General features: G+C 64.3%; 13 protein-coding genes. 5 read left to right on the forward strand and 8 right to left on the reverse strand.

Annotation, left to right across the window (positions count from 1 at the left end):
- The first annotated feature begins 7 nt into the window (after positions 1 to 7).
- Positions 8 to 1573 (forward strand): glycine betaine ABC transporter substrate-binding protein, encoded by a 1566-nt coding sequence (locus tag QD280_RS11625; RefSeq protein ID WP_279839336.1) that lies wholly within the window; start codon positions 8 to 10, stop codon positions 1571 to 1573.
- A 187-nt stretch (positions 1574 to 1760) separates the two neighbouring features.
- A complete protein-coding gene (locus tag QD280_RS11630; RefSeq protein ID WP_279839338.1) occupies positions 1761 to 1934 on the forward strand; it encodes a hypothetical protein in 174 nt (57 codons plus the stop codon).
- Between the two features lie 357 nt (positions 1935 to 2291).
- Here the strand turns inward: QD280_RS11630 and QD280_RS11635 are convergent, their stop codons facing one another.
- The 5 genes from QD280_RS11635 to QD280_RS11655 all read right to left on the reverse strand — a co-directional run bounded on the left by QD280_RS11635 (position 2292) and on the right by QD280_RS11655 (position 7144).
- Entirely contained in the window at positions 2292 to 3596 is a 1305-nt protein-coding gene (locus QD280_RS11635; protein ID WP_043331336.1) for a TRAP transporter large permease subunit, read from the reverse strand.
- 1 nt (position 3597) lies between these two features.
- Positions 3598 to 4155 (reverse strand): TRAP transporter small permease, encoded by a 558-nt coding sequence (locus QD280_RS11640; RefSeq protein ID WP_192837565.1) that lies wholly within the window; start codon positions 4153 to 4155, stop codon positions 3598 to 3600.
- A gap of 260 nt (positions 4156 to 4415) precedes the next feature.
- Positions 4416 to 5435, reverse strand: coding sequence for a TRAP transporter substrate-binding protein (locus QD280_RS11645; protein ID WP_279839340.1), 1020 nt, complete (start codon positions 5433 to 5435; stop codon positions 4416 to 4418).
- A 224-nt stretch (positions 5436 to 5659) separates the two neighbouring features.
- A complete protein-coding gene (locus tag QD280_RS11650; protein ID WP_279839342.1) occupies positions 5660 to 6571 on the reverse strand; it encodes a LysR family transcriptional regulator in 912 nt (303 codons plus the stop codon).
- Positions 6572 to 6703: 132 nt separating this feature from the next.
- Positions 6704 to 7144, reverse strand: coding sequence for a VOC family protein (locus QD280_RS11655; protein WP_054555510.1), 441 nt, complete (start codon positions 7142 to 7144; stop codon positions 6704 to 6706).
- Between the two features lie 282 nt (positions 7145 to 7426).
- Between QD280_RS11655 and QD280_RS11660 the strand changes: the two genes are divergently transcribed.
- From QD280_RS11660 to QD280_RS11670, 3 genes are read left to right on the forward strand one after another with little or no spacing between them, the layout of a single operon-like run.
- Complete coding sequence (locus QD280_RS11660; protein ID WP_279839343.1) at positions 7427 to 8194, forward strand: LamB/YcsF family protein; 768 nt, start codon at positions 7427 to 7429, stop codon at positions 8192 to 8194.
- Positions 8194 to 8940 (forward strand): allophanate hydrolase subunit 1, encoded by a 747-nt coding sequence (locus QD280_RS11665; protein ID WP_054555508.1) that lies wholly within the window; start codon positions 8194 to 8196, stop codon positions 8938 to 8940. Before QD280_RS11660 ends, QD280_RS11665 begins: the two co-directional genes overlap by 1 nt.
- The gene (locus QD280_RS11670) at positions 8937 to 9899 is read left to right on the forward strand and encodes a biotin-dependent carboxyltransferase family protein (RefSeq protein WP_279839346.1); all 963 of its coding nucleotides are present in this window, start codon (positions 8937 to 8939) and stop codon (positions 9897 to 9899) included. The genes QD280_RS11665 and QD280_RS11670 overlap by 4 nt, the downstream gene beginning before the upstream one ends.
- Before the next feature lie 454 nt (positions 9900 to 10353).
- Here QD280_RS11670 and QD280_RS11675 read toward each other — a convergent pair whose 3' ends face one another.
- The 3 genes from QD280_RS11675 to QD280_RS11685 form a co-directional block, all read right to left on the reverse strand.
- The gene (locus QD280_RS11675) at positions 10354 to 11349 is read right to left on the reverse strand and encodes a methyltransferase domain-containing protein (RefSeq protein WP_279839348.1); all 996 of its coding nucleotides are present in this window, start codon (positions 11347 to 11349) and stop codon (positions 10354 to 10356) included.
- Positions 11346 to 13043 (reverse strand): AMP-binding protein, encoded by a 1698-nt coding sequence (locus tag QD280_RS11680; RefSeq protein ID WP_279839426.1) that lies wholly within the window; start codon positions 13041 to 13043, stop codon positions 11346 to 11348. The genes QD280_RS11675 and QD280_RS11680 overlap by 4 nt, the downstream gene beginning before the upstream one ends.
- A 343-nt stretch (positions 13044 to 13386) precedes the next feature.
- Positions 13387 to 13908 (reverse strand): MerR family DNA-binding transcriptional regulator, encoded by a 522-nt coding sequence (locus QD280_RS11685; protein WP_347881970.1) that lies wholly within the window; start codon positions 13906 to 13908, stop codon positions 13387 to 13389.
- Positions 13909 to 13956 lie beyond the last annotated feature (48 nt).

The raw sequence follows: 13956 nt of genomic DNA on the forward strand, positions 1-13956 counted from the left end.
GACGCTGATGACGACTCCCCTCCTGCAACGCTCGCGCCGCGGGCTGTCTGGCGCGCTGATGGTCGCCGGCCTGGCGCTTGCGAGTCTGGGGGCTCTGGTGTCCAGCCCGCTTGCCAGCGCGGAAGAGCAAGCCGCGGCATGGCCCGAGGACAAGCCGATCGTGGTCGGCTCCAAGGCGGACCGCGAAGGGCATCTGCTGGGCGAGATCTTCGCGCAGGTGCTGGAGGACGCCGGCTTCACGGTCGAGCGCCGTCTGGGGCTGGGGCAGACCATCATCACCTATCAGGGGCTGGCGGAAGGCGAGCTGGATGTCTATCCCGAATACACCGGCACCCTGGCCCACGCCATTCTCAAGCTGGATGACGTGCCTCCGCTCGAGACGCTCGATGAGCTGAGCCGCGAGCAGGGCCTGCGCGTGCTCGAACCGCTGGGCTTCAACAATACCTACGCCGTCAGTATGCGCCGTGATCAGGCCGAGTCGCTGGGCATCAGCACCATCGGCGATATGGCTGATCACCCGGATCTGTCCGTCGCGATGTCGCATGAGTTCATCAAGCGTCCGGATGGCTGGCCGGGGTTGGCCGCGGAATACGGGCTTTCCCAGGTGCCGCGTGGCATCGAGCACGGCATCGCCTATCAGGCGCTGCGCGAGAGCAAGATCGACGCCACCGATGCCTATTCCACCGAGGGCGACATCAAGCGCTTCGACTTCGTGCTGCTCGACGATGACAAGGGCTACTTCCCCGAGTATCTGGCGGTGCCCTTCGTGAATGCCGCCTTGCCGGAAGATGCCGTCGCGGCGCTCAACCAGCTGGCGGGCAGCCTCGATGAAGACAGCATGCAGGCGCTCAACGCCCGAGTCTCCACCGATGAGCAGAGCTTCGCCCAGGTCGCCAGTCGCTTCATTCAGGAGCAGGGCATCACCACCGAGCAGCGTGAAGTCAGCGGTGCCAAGTGGGACAAGCTGGGCACCAATCTGATCGAGCACCTGCAGTTGACGCTGTCCGCGCTGCTGCTGGCGTGTCTGGTCGGCCTGCCGCTGTCACTGCTTGTCTATCGCAATCCGAAGGTCTCGCGGGTGGTGCTCTACGTCACCGGCCTGCTGCAGACCATCCCCTCCATCGCGCTGCTGGCACTGATGATTCCGCTGTTCGGCATCGGGGTGGTACCGGCGGTGATCGCGCTGTTCGTCTATTCCTTGCTGCCGATCATCCGAGCGGCGATCACCGCGTTGCTGACGGTGGACCCGCTGCTGGTCAAGGTGGCACGTGGCATGGGCCTGACGCGTCGTGAGCAGCTGCGTCACGTCATCCTGCCGCTGGCGACGCCCAATCTGCTCACCGGTATCAAGACCGCCGCCATCATCAATATCGGCACCGCGACGCTGGCAGCCTTCATCGGCGCCGGTGGTCTGGGTGAGCCGATCGTCACCGGGCTTTCGCTCAATGACTATGATCTGGTGCTTTACGGGGCGATTCCCGCGGCATTGCTGGCCATCTGCGCCGAGCTGCTGTTCGAGCTGTTCGAGCGCCTGGTGATACCGGCGCATATGCGGGGCCTGAAGGCTCGCTGAGCCGGAAAAAACGGCGTAGTACATTACACGACAATCATGTCGCAACTCTTGTACAAGGCGTGCAGTAAAAAAGGAAGGCTGCTGCGAAGGTTTAACGTTGGTCGTCGATCAGAGTAATGTGAAGGGGAAAGTAAGGGCTTGCTGACAGGCCTTGCAGCAGCCTCTACCCCCTTTGAAGGAGAGATTCATGCGTATCAAAAATCTGTTTCCGGTTGCACTGGTCGCGGCGACTCTGGCCCTGAGTGGCTGTGGTCTGTTCGGTCATGGCCACGGCCATGGTGGTCACGGCGGTGGCGGTGGTGGCAAAGGTCACGCGATGATCGATACCCCGGCCAGCGCACCGGCGGATCATCTGTCCTGATCTAGCCTCGCCTGTCGGTTGACGAAAAGCCGCCCCTTTCTGCCTCACGGCAAGGAAGGGGCGGCTTTTTTGTGTCCATGTTCGTGTGCGTGTCCGTGTGCTGAGCTATGTGGAGCTGGGCCGTGTGTGTGCGTTCCGTCGCGATGCTTTTAGTCGCAGTGCTCTGCGAGCGGCCAGCGCTGGACAGGCGGCATAAAAAAGACCTCCCCGAGGGGAGGTCTGCAAGCACGTCACCGTATGTCTGCCGTGACGCTCGGCGCCCTTGAGGCAAGGGACGGCCGATAGAGGTGCCGACAGCTGCGGTTCCTGAGTCTGGAAGCGCTACCAGCTGCCATCCATGGCATCGGGGTCAGATGATCAGTTGTTCATGGCCTGCGGAAGATAGAGCACGATCTCCGGGAAGACGTGCATCAGCACGATGGAGAAGATCATCAGCAGGAAGAACGGCAGTGTCGCCTTGGTGATGGTGATGATGTCCTTGCCGGTCAGGCTCTGGATCACGAACAGGTTGAAGCCGACCGGCGGGGTGATCTGCGACATCTCGACCACGATGATCAGGTAGATACCGAACCAGATCAGGTCGAAACCGGCGGCTTCGATGACCGGCATGATGATGGAGGTCACCAGCAGGATCAGCGAGATGCCGTCGAGGAAGCAGCCCAGGATCAGCAGGAACAGCGTCAGCACCACCAGCAGCATGGTTGGCGACAGCCCCAGGGTGGCGATGCCTTCGGCCAGCTGCATCGGAATCTGGGTGAAGCTCATCGCGGAGGACAGGAAGGAGGCACCGGCGATGATGAAGGCGATCATGCACGAGGTGCGCAGCGCCGCGAACAGCGATTCCTTGAAGGTAGCGGCGGTCATGTGGCCGTTGAGGCGCGCGATGATCAGCGACAGTACCACGCCGACCGCGGCCGCTTCGGTGGGTGACGCCAGGCCACCGTAGATGCTGCCGAGGATGCCGCCGATCAGTGCCAGCAGCGGAATCAGCTGGGCGCTGTTGCGTAGCTTGGCCATGAAGCCCATGTGCGGCTCGTCATGGCCGGCGCGGCCCTGCGGCTCACCGACGACCTTCGACCAGATCGCCAGGTAGCCCATGAACAGGGCCAGCAGCAGCATGCCCGGCAGGACACCGGCGATGAACAGACGCGAGATGGACTGCTCGGTGACCACGCCGTAGACGATCATCATGATCGACGGCGGAATCAGCAGGCCGAGGGTCGAGGCACTGGCGAGGGTGCCGATGGCCAGGTTGCTGTCGTAGCCGCGACGTTCAAGTTCCGGCAGCGTCATCTTGCCGACGGTGGCACAGGTGGCGGCGGAGGAGCCGCACACGGCGGCGAACAGACCGCTGCCGATGATGTTGGAGTGCAGCAGACGGCCCGGCAGGCGATTGAGCCACGGTGCTAGCGCGCGGAACATGTTGTCGGCCAGTCCGGAGCGGAACAGGATCTCGCCCATCCACACGAACATCGGCAGGGCGGTCAGGTCCCAGCCGTAGCTGGCACCCCAGAAATCGGAGGCCAGGATCGGGCCGGTCTCGAAGGTGGAGAAGAAGGTCAGCACGATCCAGCCGGTGCCGATCAGCGAGAAGGCGACCCACACGCCGCTGCCGAGCAGCAAGGCGAGGGCCAGCAGAGTGACGAGGATGAGTGTCAGCATGTCATTCGGCTCCGTCTTCGGGCTCGGGCGCCACGTAGCTTGAGGGCGCGGTGAAGGCGGTGCGCAGCGTGGCGATCAGGGTCTCGAGAATCGCCAGGCACAGCAGGCCGGTACCGGCGACCAGCACGCTCTGCGGAATCCACAGCGGCAGCGCCAGCAGGCCGGAGGAGATGTCGTGGTACTCGAGGCTCTCGCCGACCAGCAGTACCAGTTCATGGGTGATCAACACGCTCAGGCCGAGTGCGATCAGCAGCGCGAGGCTTTCGATCCACACGCGCACGGCGGTCGGCAGGCGGTTGATGACCAGCGTCACGCGGATATGGGCGTGATGCGTGAAGGTGTAGGCGAGGCTCAGGAAGGTGGCGCCGACCAGCAGGAAGGCAGCCATTTCCGACACGCCGGAGATCTCGAAGCCGAGACGCTCGGCACCGAACATCACCATGATGGCGTCGATCAGGCGCAGGAAGACTTGCAGGCTGACGAGGGTGCAGATCAGCAGCATGCAGGCCGCCGCACCCCACGCACCGAGGCGATAGAGTCTGTCGAAGAAATAGGTCATGACGGGCGCTCACAGGGAAGGTGAGGGTGGCCACGCGATGCTGCGCACAGGCTTGTCCGTGGGTCACCTGCCGGCGGACGGCAGGTGTCGGAGTCTCGAGTGGCAAATCGCGTGGCGGGATAGCAACGCTGCAGCTGGGGTCAGTCAGGACATCTGCAGCGCTCAGGCAATGCCCAGACGTTGCTCAGGCAGTGCACGGTCGATGCGCTCAGCCACGTGACCAGCGTTCAACGCCGGGCAGTCGGGCTTGCGAGCGAATCTCAGGCATCCAGGTCTACGCGGTAGCGCTCGAGCAGCTGCTGGCCTTCTTCACCGGCACGCGACTTCCAGTCCTGGAACAGCTTGTCACCGGCGGCCTTCAAGTCTTCGGCCAGCTTGGCGTCAGGCTCGCTGATGGTGAAGCCATTCTCGGTCAGCACCTTGGCGCTCTCGTCGGCATCGGCCTTGCTGGCTTCCCAGCCGCGGGTCTCGGCGGCCTTGGCGGCATCGAGCACGGCTTGCTGGGTGCTCTCGTCGAGACGATCGAAGGCGCGCTTGTTGACGAAGACGATGTTCTTCGGCAGCCACAGCTTGGCGTCGTTGTAGTGCTTGACGTAATCCCAGGCCGACATTGACTTGCCGGTGGAGCTGGAGGTGATCATCGCGTCGACACGGCCGGTGCTGAAGGCGGTGGGGATGTCGGCTTCTTCGGTCTCGGTGGGCTTGCCGCCGACGTTCTCGACGAAGCGCTGGGTGTTGATGTTGGGCGCGCGGATACGCAGGCCCTTGAGCTGGGAGACGTCGGTCAGATCGAAGTCGGTGTAGATGCCCTGGGCCGGCCAGGCGACCGCGTACAGCGGCATCAGACCTTCCTTGGCGAACAGCTCGGTGATGTCCGGCTTGGAGGCCTGCCAGAGGGCGAAGGCTTCTTCGTAGCTGGAGGCGACGCCCGGCAGGGTGTCCAGCTCGTAGACCGGCGATTCGTTGGAGAGAATCGACAGGAAGATCTCACCGGCCTGGACGGTGCCGCGACGCACGGAAGGCTTGATCTCGCCGTGGGAGATCAGGGAACCGCCGCTGTGCACGGTCACGGTCAGCTCGCCATCGGTGGCCTCGGTGACGTCCTCGGCGAACTGCTTGGTGTTCTTGGTGTGGAAGCTGGCATCGCCATACGGAGTGGCGAGGTTCCACTGTGCCGCGAGTGCCGAGCCACTGAAGGCCAGGGCACCCACTGTCGCCAGCCAGGCGAAGGACTTGACTGTCGGGGTCTTGCGAGTGAGGGAATCGTTGGGCTTACGCATGTCTTGTTCCTCATTATTATTGAATGTTGTCGGCAGACAATTTCATTCTTCAAGCGACGGGCCATCCCGTCCAATCGTTAATTCTGATGCGTAGTATCGATGAAATCTTTCATAGTGTCGTCGCATGAAAGCCTTTGACGATATTGTTAGACCTTGGTCTGACGCTGATCTGATGCAGGGCGGGGCGCGATCAACCCTGACTCAGCGCATGGCAGGCGGCCTGATCAGGGATCGGCATGCGCGTGTTGCTGCGAGTAGGTCTCGGCACACTGGCGGCCGAGGCGTGCCACGCTGGCGCAGAAATCGGGATAGTTGGCATTGCGCCAGATGGCTTCATAGACCATTGGCGGCAATGGGGTCTTCAGTGGCAGGCGCACCAGTTCGCCGTGGCTGATGACATCCTCCACCGTGGCGACCGGCAGTACGCCGATGCCGAGCCCTTCGCTGCTCATGCGCAGGATGGTCATCAGGGTGCTGGTGCAGTGCACCTTGGGCTGGGTGATGCCCTGTTCCGACAGATAGCTGACCAGCTCGGTATAGGGGCGCGCCTGCTTGCTGAAGGAGATGAATGGCGTGGTGGCGAAGCGCTCGCCATCCTCGGCCAGCTGACCGGCGAGGGTCGGCGAGGCGAACATGCCCATCTCGAAGGTGCACAGCGGGGTCTGGGTGGCGTAGGGCCCCATGGCGGCGCTGTCCATCGCGAACAGCATGTCGAGATCATTGTCGGCCAGACGCTGATGCAGGGAGGGCGAGATATCGACGGTCATTTCCAGCGTCAGCTTGGGATAGCGTTCGGCCAGCTGGCGCATGAAGGCGGGGAACCAGCTGTTGGCAATGGTCTCGATCACGCCCAGACGCAGGGTGCCTGAGAAGGCGCCTTCTTCCTGAAACAGGCGCATGGCTTCGTCGCGGCCACTGAGCAGGCGCTCGGCGTGGGCGAAGAATTCTCGCCCGCGCAGGGTGGGCTGGATGGGGCGGGTGGCGCGTTCCAGCAGGGATTCGCCGACGGTGGCTTCCAGGCGGTTGATGCGGTCCGAGATGGAGGGCTGGGTCAGGTGAAGCTTGGTCGCGCCCTTGCGGAACGAGCCAAGTCGGACCACCCAGACGAAGGCCTCGAGTTCCTTGAAGTCGAACATGGCAGATGCCCCGTGATGAATCGTGAAGACCGCCCATCTTGCCGCATGCGGCGCGGGGCGTCAGCTTTCATCACGGGGCATGGCCCGCGTCAGGCCGGGTGCGGGCTCATTCGCTTGCGCGGGTCACTTACGTCATTTGCGAAACAGCTGGCTCTCGCGGTCCTTGAAGGCCTTGAATTCCAGTGCATTGCCGGTGGGATCGAGGAAGAACATCGTTGCCTGTTCGCCGGGTTCGCCCTTGAAGCGGATATGGGGTTCGATCTCGAAGGTGACGCCCTCGGCGATGAGGCGGTCCGCCAGTGCCTGCCAGGCGTCCATCTCCAGTACCACGCCGAAGTGCGGCACCGGCACGCCATGGCCATCGACCGGATTGCGGTGCTGAGCGACGGCGCTTGCCGGGTCGGCCAGCGCCGGATTCAGGTGACAGACGAATTGGTGGCCATAGAGGTCGAAATCGACCCAGCTGTCGGACGAGCGGCCCTCGGGGCAGCCCAGAAACTCGCCATAGAAGCGGCGTGCCTCGGCGATATCGCGGACCTGGATGGCGAGATGGAACGGGTCGCTGACGGCCATGGTGAAACTCCTGTTGTTGTTGGGGATTCGGCTGAGCAAAGAATGACTTCAGACAAGCGGTGGGCGGGGTGACAGGCCCTGAAGTCACCGCTCGTCTCGCCCAAGACAGAAGCATGACGCGCCCTGTCGGGCAAGCGATACACGGCCGGTGCTTTCATGGCGCAAGATGATGAAAGATTTCACCGATATGACGAATCATAAAATACGATTGGATACCAAGGCGGCCCCTTACATAGAGTGGAGGCATAACAACACACAAGATCTGACCTGTGAGGTTCCGCTATGTCCCGCTCTGCTCCCTCCCTCCCCCTGCTCAACTGCGATATGGGCGAAAGCTTCGGCAACTGGAAGATCGGTCTGGATGAAGAGGTCATGCCCTTCGTCGACTGCGCCAATATCGCCTGTGGTTTCCACGCCTCCGACCCCAGCATCATGCGCCGCACCGTGCGTCTGGCGGTCAAGCATGACGTGCGCATCGGTGCGCACCCGGCCTACCCGGACCTGCAAGGCTTCGGCCGTCGCTCGATGGCGTGTTCGCCTGCCGAGGTCGAGGACATGCTGCTCTATCAGATCGGCGCGCTCGATGGCATCTGTCGCGCCGAAGGCACTCGCGTCCAGTACGTGAAGCCGCATGGTGCGCTCTACAACGACATGGCCGCCGACCCGACGCTGCTGCGCGCTGTCATGCAGGCCGTGGTGCGCTATGACGCCAGCCTGCCGCTGATGTTGATGGCGACCGCCAACCCCGCGCCGATGCAGGCGCTGGCCGACGAGATGGGCATCACGCTGTGGTTCGAGGCCTTCGCCGACCGTGCCTATGACTCACGCGGCCACCTGGTGTCGCGCCGTGAGCCGGGCGCCGTGCATCACGACAGTGAGGTGATCATCGCCCAGTCCGTGACGCTGGCGCGTGGTGAAGCGCTGACCGACAGCAGCGGCGGTGACCTGGTGCTGTCCGCCGATACGCTGTGCGTGCACGGTGACAACGCCGAGTCCGTGGCCGCGGTGCGCGCCATCCGTGAAGCCTTCGATACGTTGGCGGGTGCCTGATGGCGGGGGCTGACAGCCACGGCCGTGGCACGTCACCGCAACTGCGCCTCGAGACCGTCGGCATGGACTCGCTGATCATCCGGCTGTTCGATCGCATCGAGGAATCCAACATGGCCTGGGTGCTGGCCGCCGACAGTGCGCTGCGTGAGGCCTTCGGCGCGGCGCTGGTCGATCTGGTGCCGTCCTACACCACGCTGCTGCTGCACTACGATGTGGCCGCGCTGGAAGAAGGCGAGGCGCGTGCCCGCATCCAGGCCGCGCTGGCGGATCTCGCGCCGGGCAGTGGCCAGCAGGGCCAGCTGCATGAAGTGCCCGTCTGGTACGACGACAGTGTCGGGCCGGAGCTGGCGCCGATCGCCGCGCGGCTGGGCATCAGCGTCGAGGCGCTGATCGAGCGTCACGGGGCGCATGACTACTGCGTGTTCGCCCTCGGCTTCGCGCCCGGTTTCGCCTTCATGGGCGTGTTGGAAGAGGCGCTGACCACGCCGCGGCTCAAGACGCCGCGCCAGAAGATCGCCCCCGGCAGCGTCGGCATCGCCGACCGTCAGGCCGCCATCTACCCGTCTCGCTCACCCGGTGGCTGGAACATTCTGGGCCGTACGCCCATCACGCTGTTCGGGCGCAATGAGGCCGGTGAACCGTCCAGTCGTTTCATGCCCGGTGATCGCGTGCGCTTTGTCTCCGTGAGCCGAGAGGAATTCGTTCGCCTGGGCGGCGATGTCACCCCGCTGGAGGAACGCGCATGAGCGACGTGAAGACGAAGACGACGCTGCGCGTCGAGCGCAGTGGTGCCCTGGCACTGGTGCAGGACGCTGGCCGTCTGGGCGTGCGTCATCTGGGCGTGACCCAGGGTGGCGCGGCGGACTGGGTGTCACTGGGCTGGGCCAACTGGCTGCTGGGCAACGCCCATGATGCGCCGGGACTCGAGATCACCATGGGCGGCGGCTTGCTGCTCAAGGTCGAACAGGCCGGCACCCTGGCGCTGTGCGGCGCGGACCTGGCCGCGACCCTCGACGGCGAGGCGCTCGCGCCGGGTCAGGCCTTCGAGGTGACCAGCGGACAGCAGCTCAAGTTCGAGCGTCCCGTCGCTGGCCTGCGCGCCTATCTGGCCTTCCCCGGTGGCCTGGATGTCGCCCCGGTGCTGGGCAGTGCCGCCAGCACGGTGCGCGACGGCCTCGGCGGGCTGGATGGCGAAGGGCGGGCCCTGGCCAGCGGTGATGTGCTGACGGCTGCCAGCAATGAGCTGTCGCTGCGCGAGCTGCCGGCCTCGGCACAGGCATGGCAGCAGTCGCTGGCCGCCAAGGAAGGCGAGGCGCTCGAATTGCCGCTGGTCGTGGGGGCGCAGATCGCCGAGTTCAGTGGCGACAGCCTCTATCGCGCCTTCAACAGCGAATGGGCGGTGGATGGGCGCGCCGATCGCATGGGCGTGCGCTTGACTGGCCCGCGTCTCGAGCGGGACGGGGCGGGCATGGTGTCCGAGGGCATTCCGCTGGGCGCCGTGCAGGTGCCGGCCGATGGCCAGCCCATCATATTGCTCAATGATCGCCAGACTATCGGCGGCTACCCGCGCCTTGGCGCGCTGACGCCATTGGCCTGCGCACAGCTCGGGCAATGTGTGCCGGGCACCCGGGTGCGACTGGCGGCCGTGACACCGGGTCAGGCGCGCCGTGATCACCTCGAGGTGCTGGCCGGCTGGCAGTCGTGATGCGCCGCAGCGGAGCTTTCAGCTCGACGCCTGAAGGCCAAAACGTGTAGACCCGAGCCTGCAGATCAGAGCGACTGGATCGAAGCGTGCAGACAAAAAAAGGGCCTCCAAGTGGAGGCCCTTTCGGTTTTCCCGTGAGGGAATCTTTGATGCTGTTGGGAGTGATTGATCAGATCACACCCTTGATGAACAGATTCCCGGAGAAACGTTGCGCGAGCATCGGGAAACGTTGCACTGACTCGTGGGTATCGATGAAACACGAAGCAATGCGGTCATCATGTCGGGCACATTACCCTCACATGCTGACGGGTAACGAACGGCTTATCCCCCGAACGGGACTGTACTGGCAAGAATAACGGTTGAGGCAGGCGGATGCCAGTCATTTGCGAGCGCTGTTTCCTAATTTTTTCCTCGCCGCGTTCCTGCGGTGAGGTCTGCTGATTCATCGCGCCTTTCACTGCCGGGCAGGACGCTTGCGCAGGCGCCACAGGTGAACCTCCAGCCAGCCGGCTTCCAGGGCCAGCATCAGGTTACGTTGCATCTGGGAAAAGGCGGGGCCGAACACCAGTTCCGGCGTCAGGCCGCGGGCGGCCAGCATGGCCGGCGAGGGCGCAGGTGCGTCCTCGCGGTAGGCGCCGGGCTGCTCGCTGGTGCTCTCGCGCATGCGCCGTGCCTGCCAGCTCAGCACCTGATCGGTCAGCTCGACATGGGCATCAACCTCGAAGCCACTGCTGGCCATCGCCTCATGCAACTCCTCGCAGCTAGCCAGCCGGTCGCCACGCGGTGACAGCGCCCACGGCAGTGGCAGGGCAGGGCGCTCGCCAAACGCCTGCGCCTGCACGCTGAGCACCGGCTCGTGCAGCAGGAGATAGCCATCCTGCTCGAGACAGTCATGCCACTGCGTGAGCGTGCTGACCTTGTTGCTCAGATGCACCAGCAGGTGCTGGCTGAAGAGGCGATCAAAGCGGCGGCCCGAGAGTGCCGGATGCAGCTCGGGGTAGCAGGCATCGCCCTCCAGCACGCGAATCGACTCGCGCAGTCCGGTGGCCCGGTTGAGGGCGATCGCCAGCTCGCAGAGGCTGCTCGAGAGATCCAGCGTGGTGATGTGGTGGTCCGCGCCCGTGTCACGCGACTGGCTGGCAATATGCCGCGCCAGCCCGCCGAGCCCGGCGCCGAGTTCGAGCGTCGCCAGCCCCCGCGACTGGGGTTCCAGCCGGGCGAGGGCCAGCAGCTCGCGGGTGCCCGTCACGCCACCCAGATGCAGTTGGTCCAGCCCGGCCAGTGCCATGATCGGCAGTGCGCCGCTCGGGTGGGCATCGATCAGCGTCTCGAGCGCCTCGTCGAGGGCCGCATGATGGTGGCTCGCCGCATAGTGAGCGACCTGCTGACGGGCGCTGCTCAGGTGGCGTGTGGCGGGGGCGTCATCCTCCTCCTCGCGTGACGTGCTCACCTGGCCAGTCCCAGTTCTTGCGTCGCGGCCTCGCGCATCTTGAACTTCTGGATCTTGCCGGTCACGGTCATCGGGAATTCCTCCACGAACTTGATGTAGCGCGGCACCTTGAAGTGCGCGATACGTCCCTGGCAGAACGCCTTGAGCGCCGGTTCATCGAGCTGCTCGCCTTCCTTGAGCTTGACCCACGCCATCACTTCCTCGCCATACCGCTCATCGGGCACGCCGATCACCTGTACGTCCGACACCGCAGGGTGGGTGTAGAGGAAGTCCTCGATCTCGCGCGGATAGATGTTCTCGCCACCGCGGATGATCATGTCCTTGATACGTCCCACGATCGTCACGTAGCCGTCTTCATCCAGCGTAGCGAGGTCGCCGGTATGCATCCAGCGGCCGGCATCGATGGCCTTGGCGGTGGCCTCCGGGTTGTTCCAGTAGCCCAGCATCACGCTGTAGCCCCGCGTGCACAGCTCGCCCTTCTCGCCGACTGGCACCACGCGCCCGCTGTCAGGGTCGATGATCTTGATCTCCAGATGCGGATGCAGGGTGCCGACGGTGGAGACACGCTTGTCCAGCGGCGCCTCACGCGTGGTCTGCAGACTCACCGGACTGGTCTCGGTCATGCCGTAGGCGATGGTGACCTCGCGCATGTGCATGCGCTCGATGACCTGGCGCATCACCTCGATGGGGCAGATGGAGCCGGCCATGGTGCCGGTGCGCAGGCTGGTGAGGTCGAATTCGGCAAAGCGCGGGTGTTCGAGTTCGGCGATGAACATCGTCGGCACGCCGAACATCGCGGTGGCGCTCTCCTCGCTGACCGCCTGCAGGGTGGCCAGCGGATCGAAGCCCGCTTCCGGATAGACGATGGCGGCGCCGTGGGTCAGGCAGCCCAGATTGCCCATCACCATGCCGAAGCAGTGATAGAGCGGCACCGGCATCACCAGCTTGTCGTGCTCGCTGAGATTCATGCGCTCGGCGACGAAGAAGCCGTTGTTGAGGATGTTGTGGTGCGAGAGGGTCGCGCCCTTGGGGGCGCCGGTGGTGCCGGAGGTGTACTGGATATTGATCGGGTCATCGAAGGTCAGACTGGCCTGCAGCTCGCCGAGTGTCTCGACGGGGACGCTATCGGCACCGCTGAGCACATCCTGCCAGTTGAGCATGCCGGGCAGGGCATCCTCGCCCTCGAAGCAGATCAGGCGCCTGAGGTCCGGCAGCGCGCCATTGTGAATGCCATCACGGCCGCGGGACTCTTTGGCCTCAGGGAACAGCTCCTCGAGGATCGCCACATAGTCGGACGCCTTGAAGCGAGACTGGAAGATCAGCGTCGCCGCGCCGGATTGCTTGAGGGCGTAGGCCAGTTCATGGCCACGATAGCTCGGGTTGAGATTGACCAGCACCACGCCGATCTTGGCGGTGGCGTACTGGATCAGCGTCCATTCGGCGCGATTGGGCGCCCAGATGCCGACGCGGTCGCCGCGCTCGATGCCCATCGCCAGCAGGCCGCGCGCCACGCGCTCGACCTCTGCGTGCAGTTCGGCCCAGGTGTAGCGCAGTCCCTGATGGCGACTGATCAGGGCGTCGCGCTCGGGCCAGCGCGCGCAGATGCGATCAAGGCAATCCCCGATGGTTTCTCCCATCAGTGGCGTGTCGGAGGTAGCGCTGAGATAGCTGGCTGATTGGCTTGTGTGTGCCATTTCGCTGGCAGGCTGGCGTGTGGCGATGGCGTCCTGTGACATGGTGCTTTCCTGTGTCCTTGGTTGTTATTGGTGAGGCAAGGCTTGTCAGGGGGAGCCGCCTCAGGGAGGCGGTGACGCAGTGTTGTCGTTTTGGTCTTCTTGTCGTGATGTCGTGTCGTGAGTTGCTTGGTCAGCGGGCGACGCGCTGCTCTCCGGCAGTCTGCTGTCGCCCGCACTCGCGAGGCGCTGGTCAGTTTTCTACTGACGATTCTCTATAGACAGTCTAGTCGCTGTCACTTGTGTAGCCGGCAGTTATATAGCTGCTGCTGGCACGAGTGGGTTCTGGCGTTGTTGACTCCAATCAGCTCTCGCTGTCGCCGGCCAGGCGGGCGAGGGCTTCGCGGGCACGTGTCTCGACGTCATCCAGTTCACGTTGCATGGCGGTGAGATCGCGCAGCTGTCGCTCAAGGCCCTCACGCTTTTCGCTCAGGATGCCAAGCAGGCGGGTGAGCTGCTTCTCGCCACCGCCGTCGGCGGCGTCGTAGAGGTCGACCACTTCACGAATCTCGGCCAGCGAGAAGCCCAGTCGCTTGCCGCGCAGGGTCAGCTTGAGACGCACGCGGTCCTTGTCGCGATAGACGCGCGTCTGACCGCGCCGCTCCGGGTGCAGCAGACCTTCCTGCTCGTAGAAGCGGATGGTGCGCGTGGTCACGTCGAAATGCCGTGCCAGCTCGCCGATGCTCCAGGTGCGCTGGGTCGGACGGATGGCGTCGCTGGTGCTGGTGGTGCTCAGCAGGGACTCCACACCGGCATCGTGCGTCGTGCCATCAGGCGTTGCCCGGGATTTGGGATCAGGACTTGGGGTCATCATCGTATCTGTCATGGGCGCTGCCGCTCCGGATGCTGTGCGCGCCAAGGAGAGGGGAATGCT

The sequence above is a fragment of the Cobetia sp. 1AS1 genome (assembly GCF_029846435.1).
In the GTDB taxonomy this organism is placed as follows: domain Bacteria; phylum Pseudomonadota; class Gammaproteobacteria; order Pseudomonadales; family Halomonadaceae; genus Cobetia; species Cobetia amphilecti.

Bases quoted from the DNA above. Each gene is read 5' to 3' on its own strand.
- QD280_RS11625 (WP_279839336.1), top strand. From the start codon at position 8: ATGACGACTCCCCTCCTGCAACGCTCGCGCCGCGGGCTGTCTGGCGCG.
- QD280_RS11630 (WP_279839338.1), top strand. From the start codon at position 1,761: ATGCGTATCAAAAATCTGTTTCCGGTTGCACTGGTCGCGGCGACTCTG.
- QD280_RS11635 (WP_043331336.1), bottom strand. From the start codon at position 3,596: ATGCTGACACTCATCCTCGTCACTCTGCTGGCCCTCGCCTTGCTGCTC.
- QD280_RS11640 (WP_192837565.1), bottom strand. From the start codon at position 4,155: ATGACCTATTTCTTCGACAGACTCTATCGCCTCGGTGCGTGGGGTGCG.
- QD280_RS11645 (WP_279839340.1), bottom strand. From the start codon at position 5,435: ATGCGTAAGCCCAACGATTCCCTCACTCGCAAGACCCCGACAGTCAAG.
- QD280_RS11650 (WP_279839342.1), bottom strand. From the start codon at position 6,571: ATGTTCGACTTCAAGGAACTCGAGGCCTTCGTCTGGGTGGTCCGACTT.
- QD280_RS11655 (WP_054555510.1), bottom strand. From the start codon at position 7,144: ATGGCCGTCAGCGACCCGTTCCATCTCGCCATCCAGGTCCGCGATATC.
- QD280_RS11660 (WP_279839343.1), top strand. From the start codon at position 7,427: ATGTCCCGCTCTGCTCCCTCCCTCCCCCTGCTCAACTGCGATATGGGC.
- QD280_RS11665 (WP_054555508.1), top strand. From the start codon at position 8,194: ATGGCGGGGGCTGACAGCCACGGCCGTGGCACGTCACCGCAACTGCGC.
- QD280_RS11670 (WP_279839346.1), top strand. From the start codon at position 8,937: ATGAGCGACGTGAAGACGAAGACGACGCTGCGCGTCGAGCGCAGTGGT.
- QD280_RS11680 (WP_279839426.1), bottom strand. From the start codon at position 13,043: ATGGCACACACAAGCCAATCAGCCAGCTATCTCAGCGCTACCTCCGAC.
- QD280_RS11685 (WP_347881970.1), bottom strand. From the start codon at position 13,908: ATGACAGATACGATGATGACCCCAAGTCCTGATCCCAAATCCCGGGCA.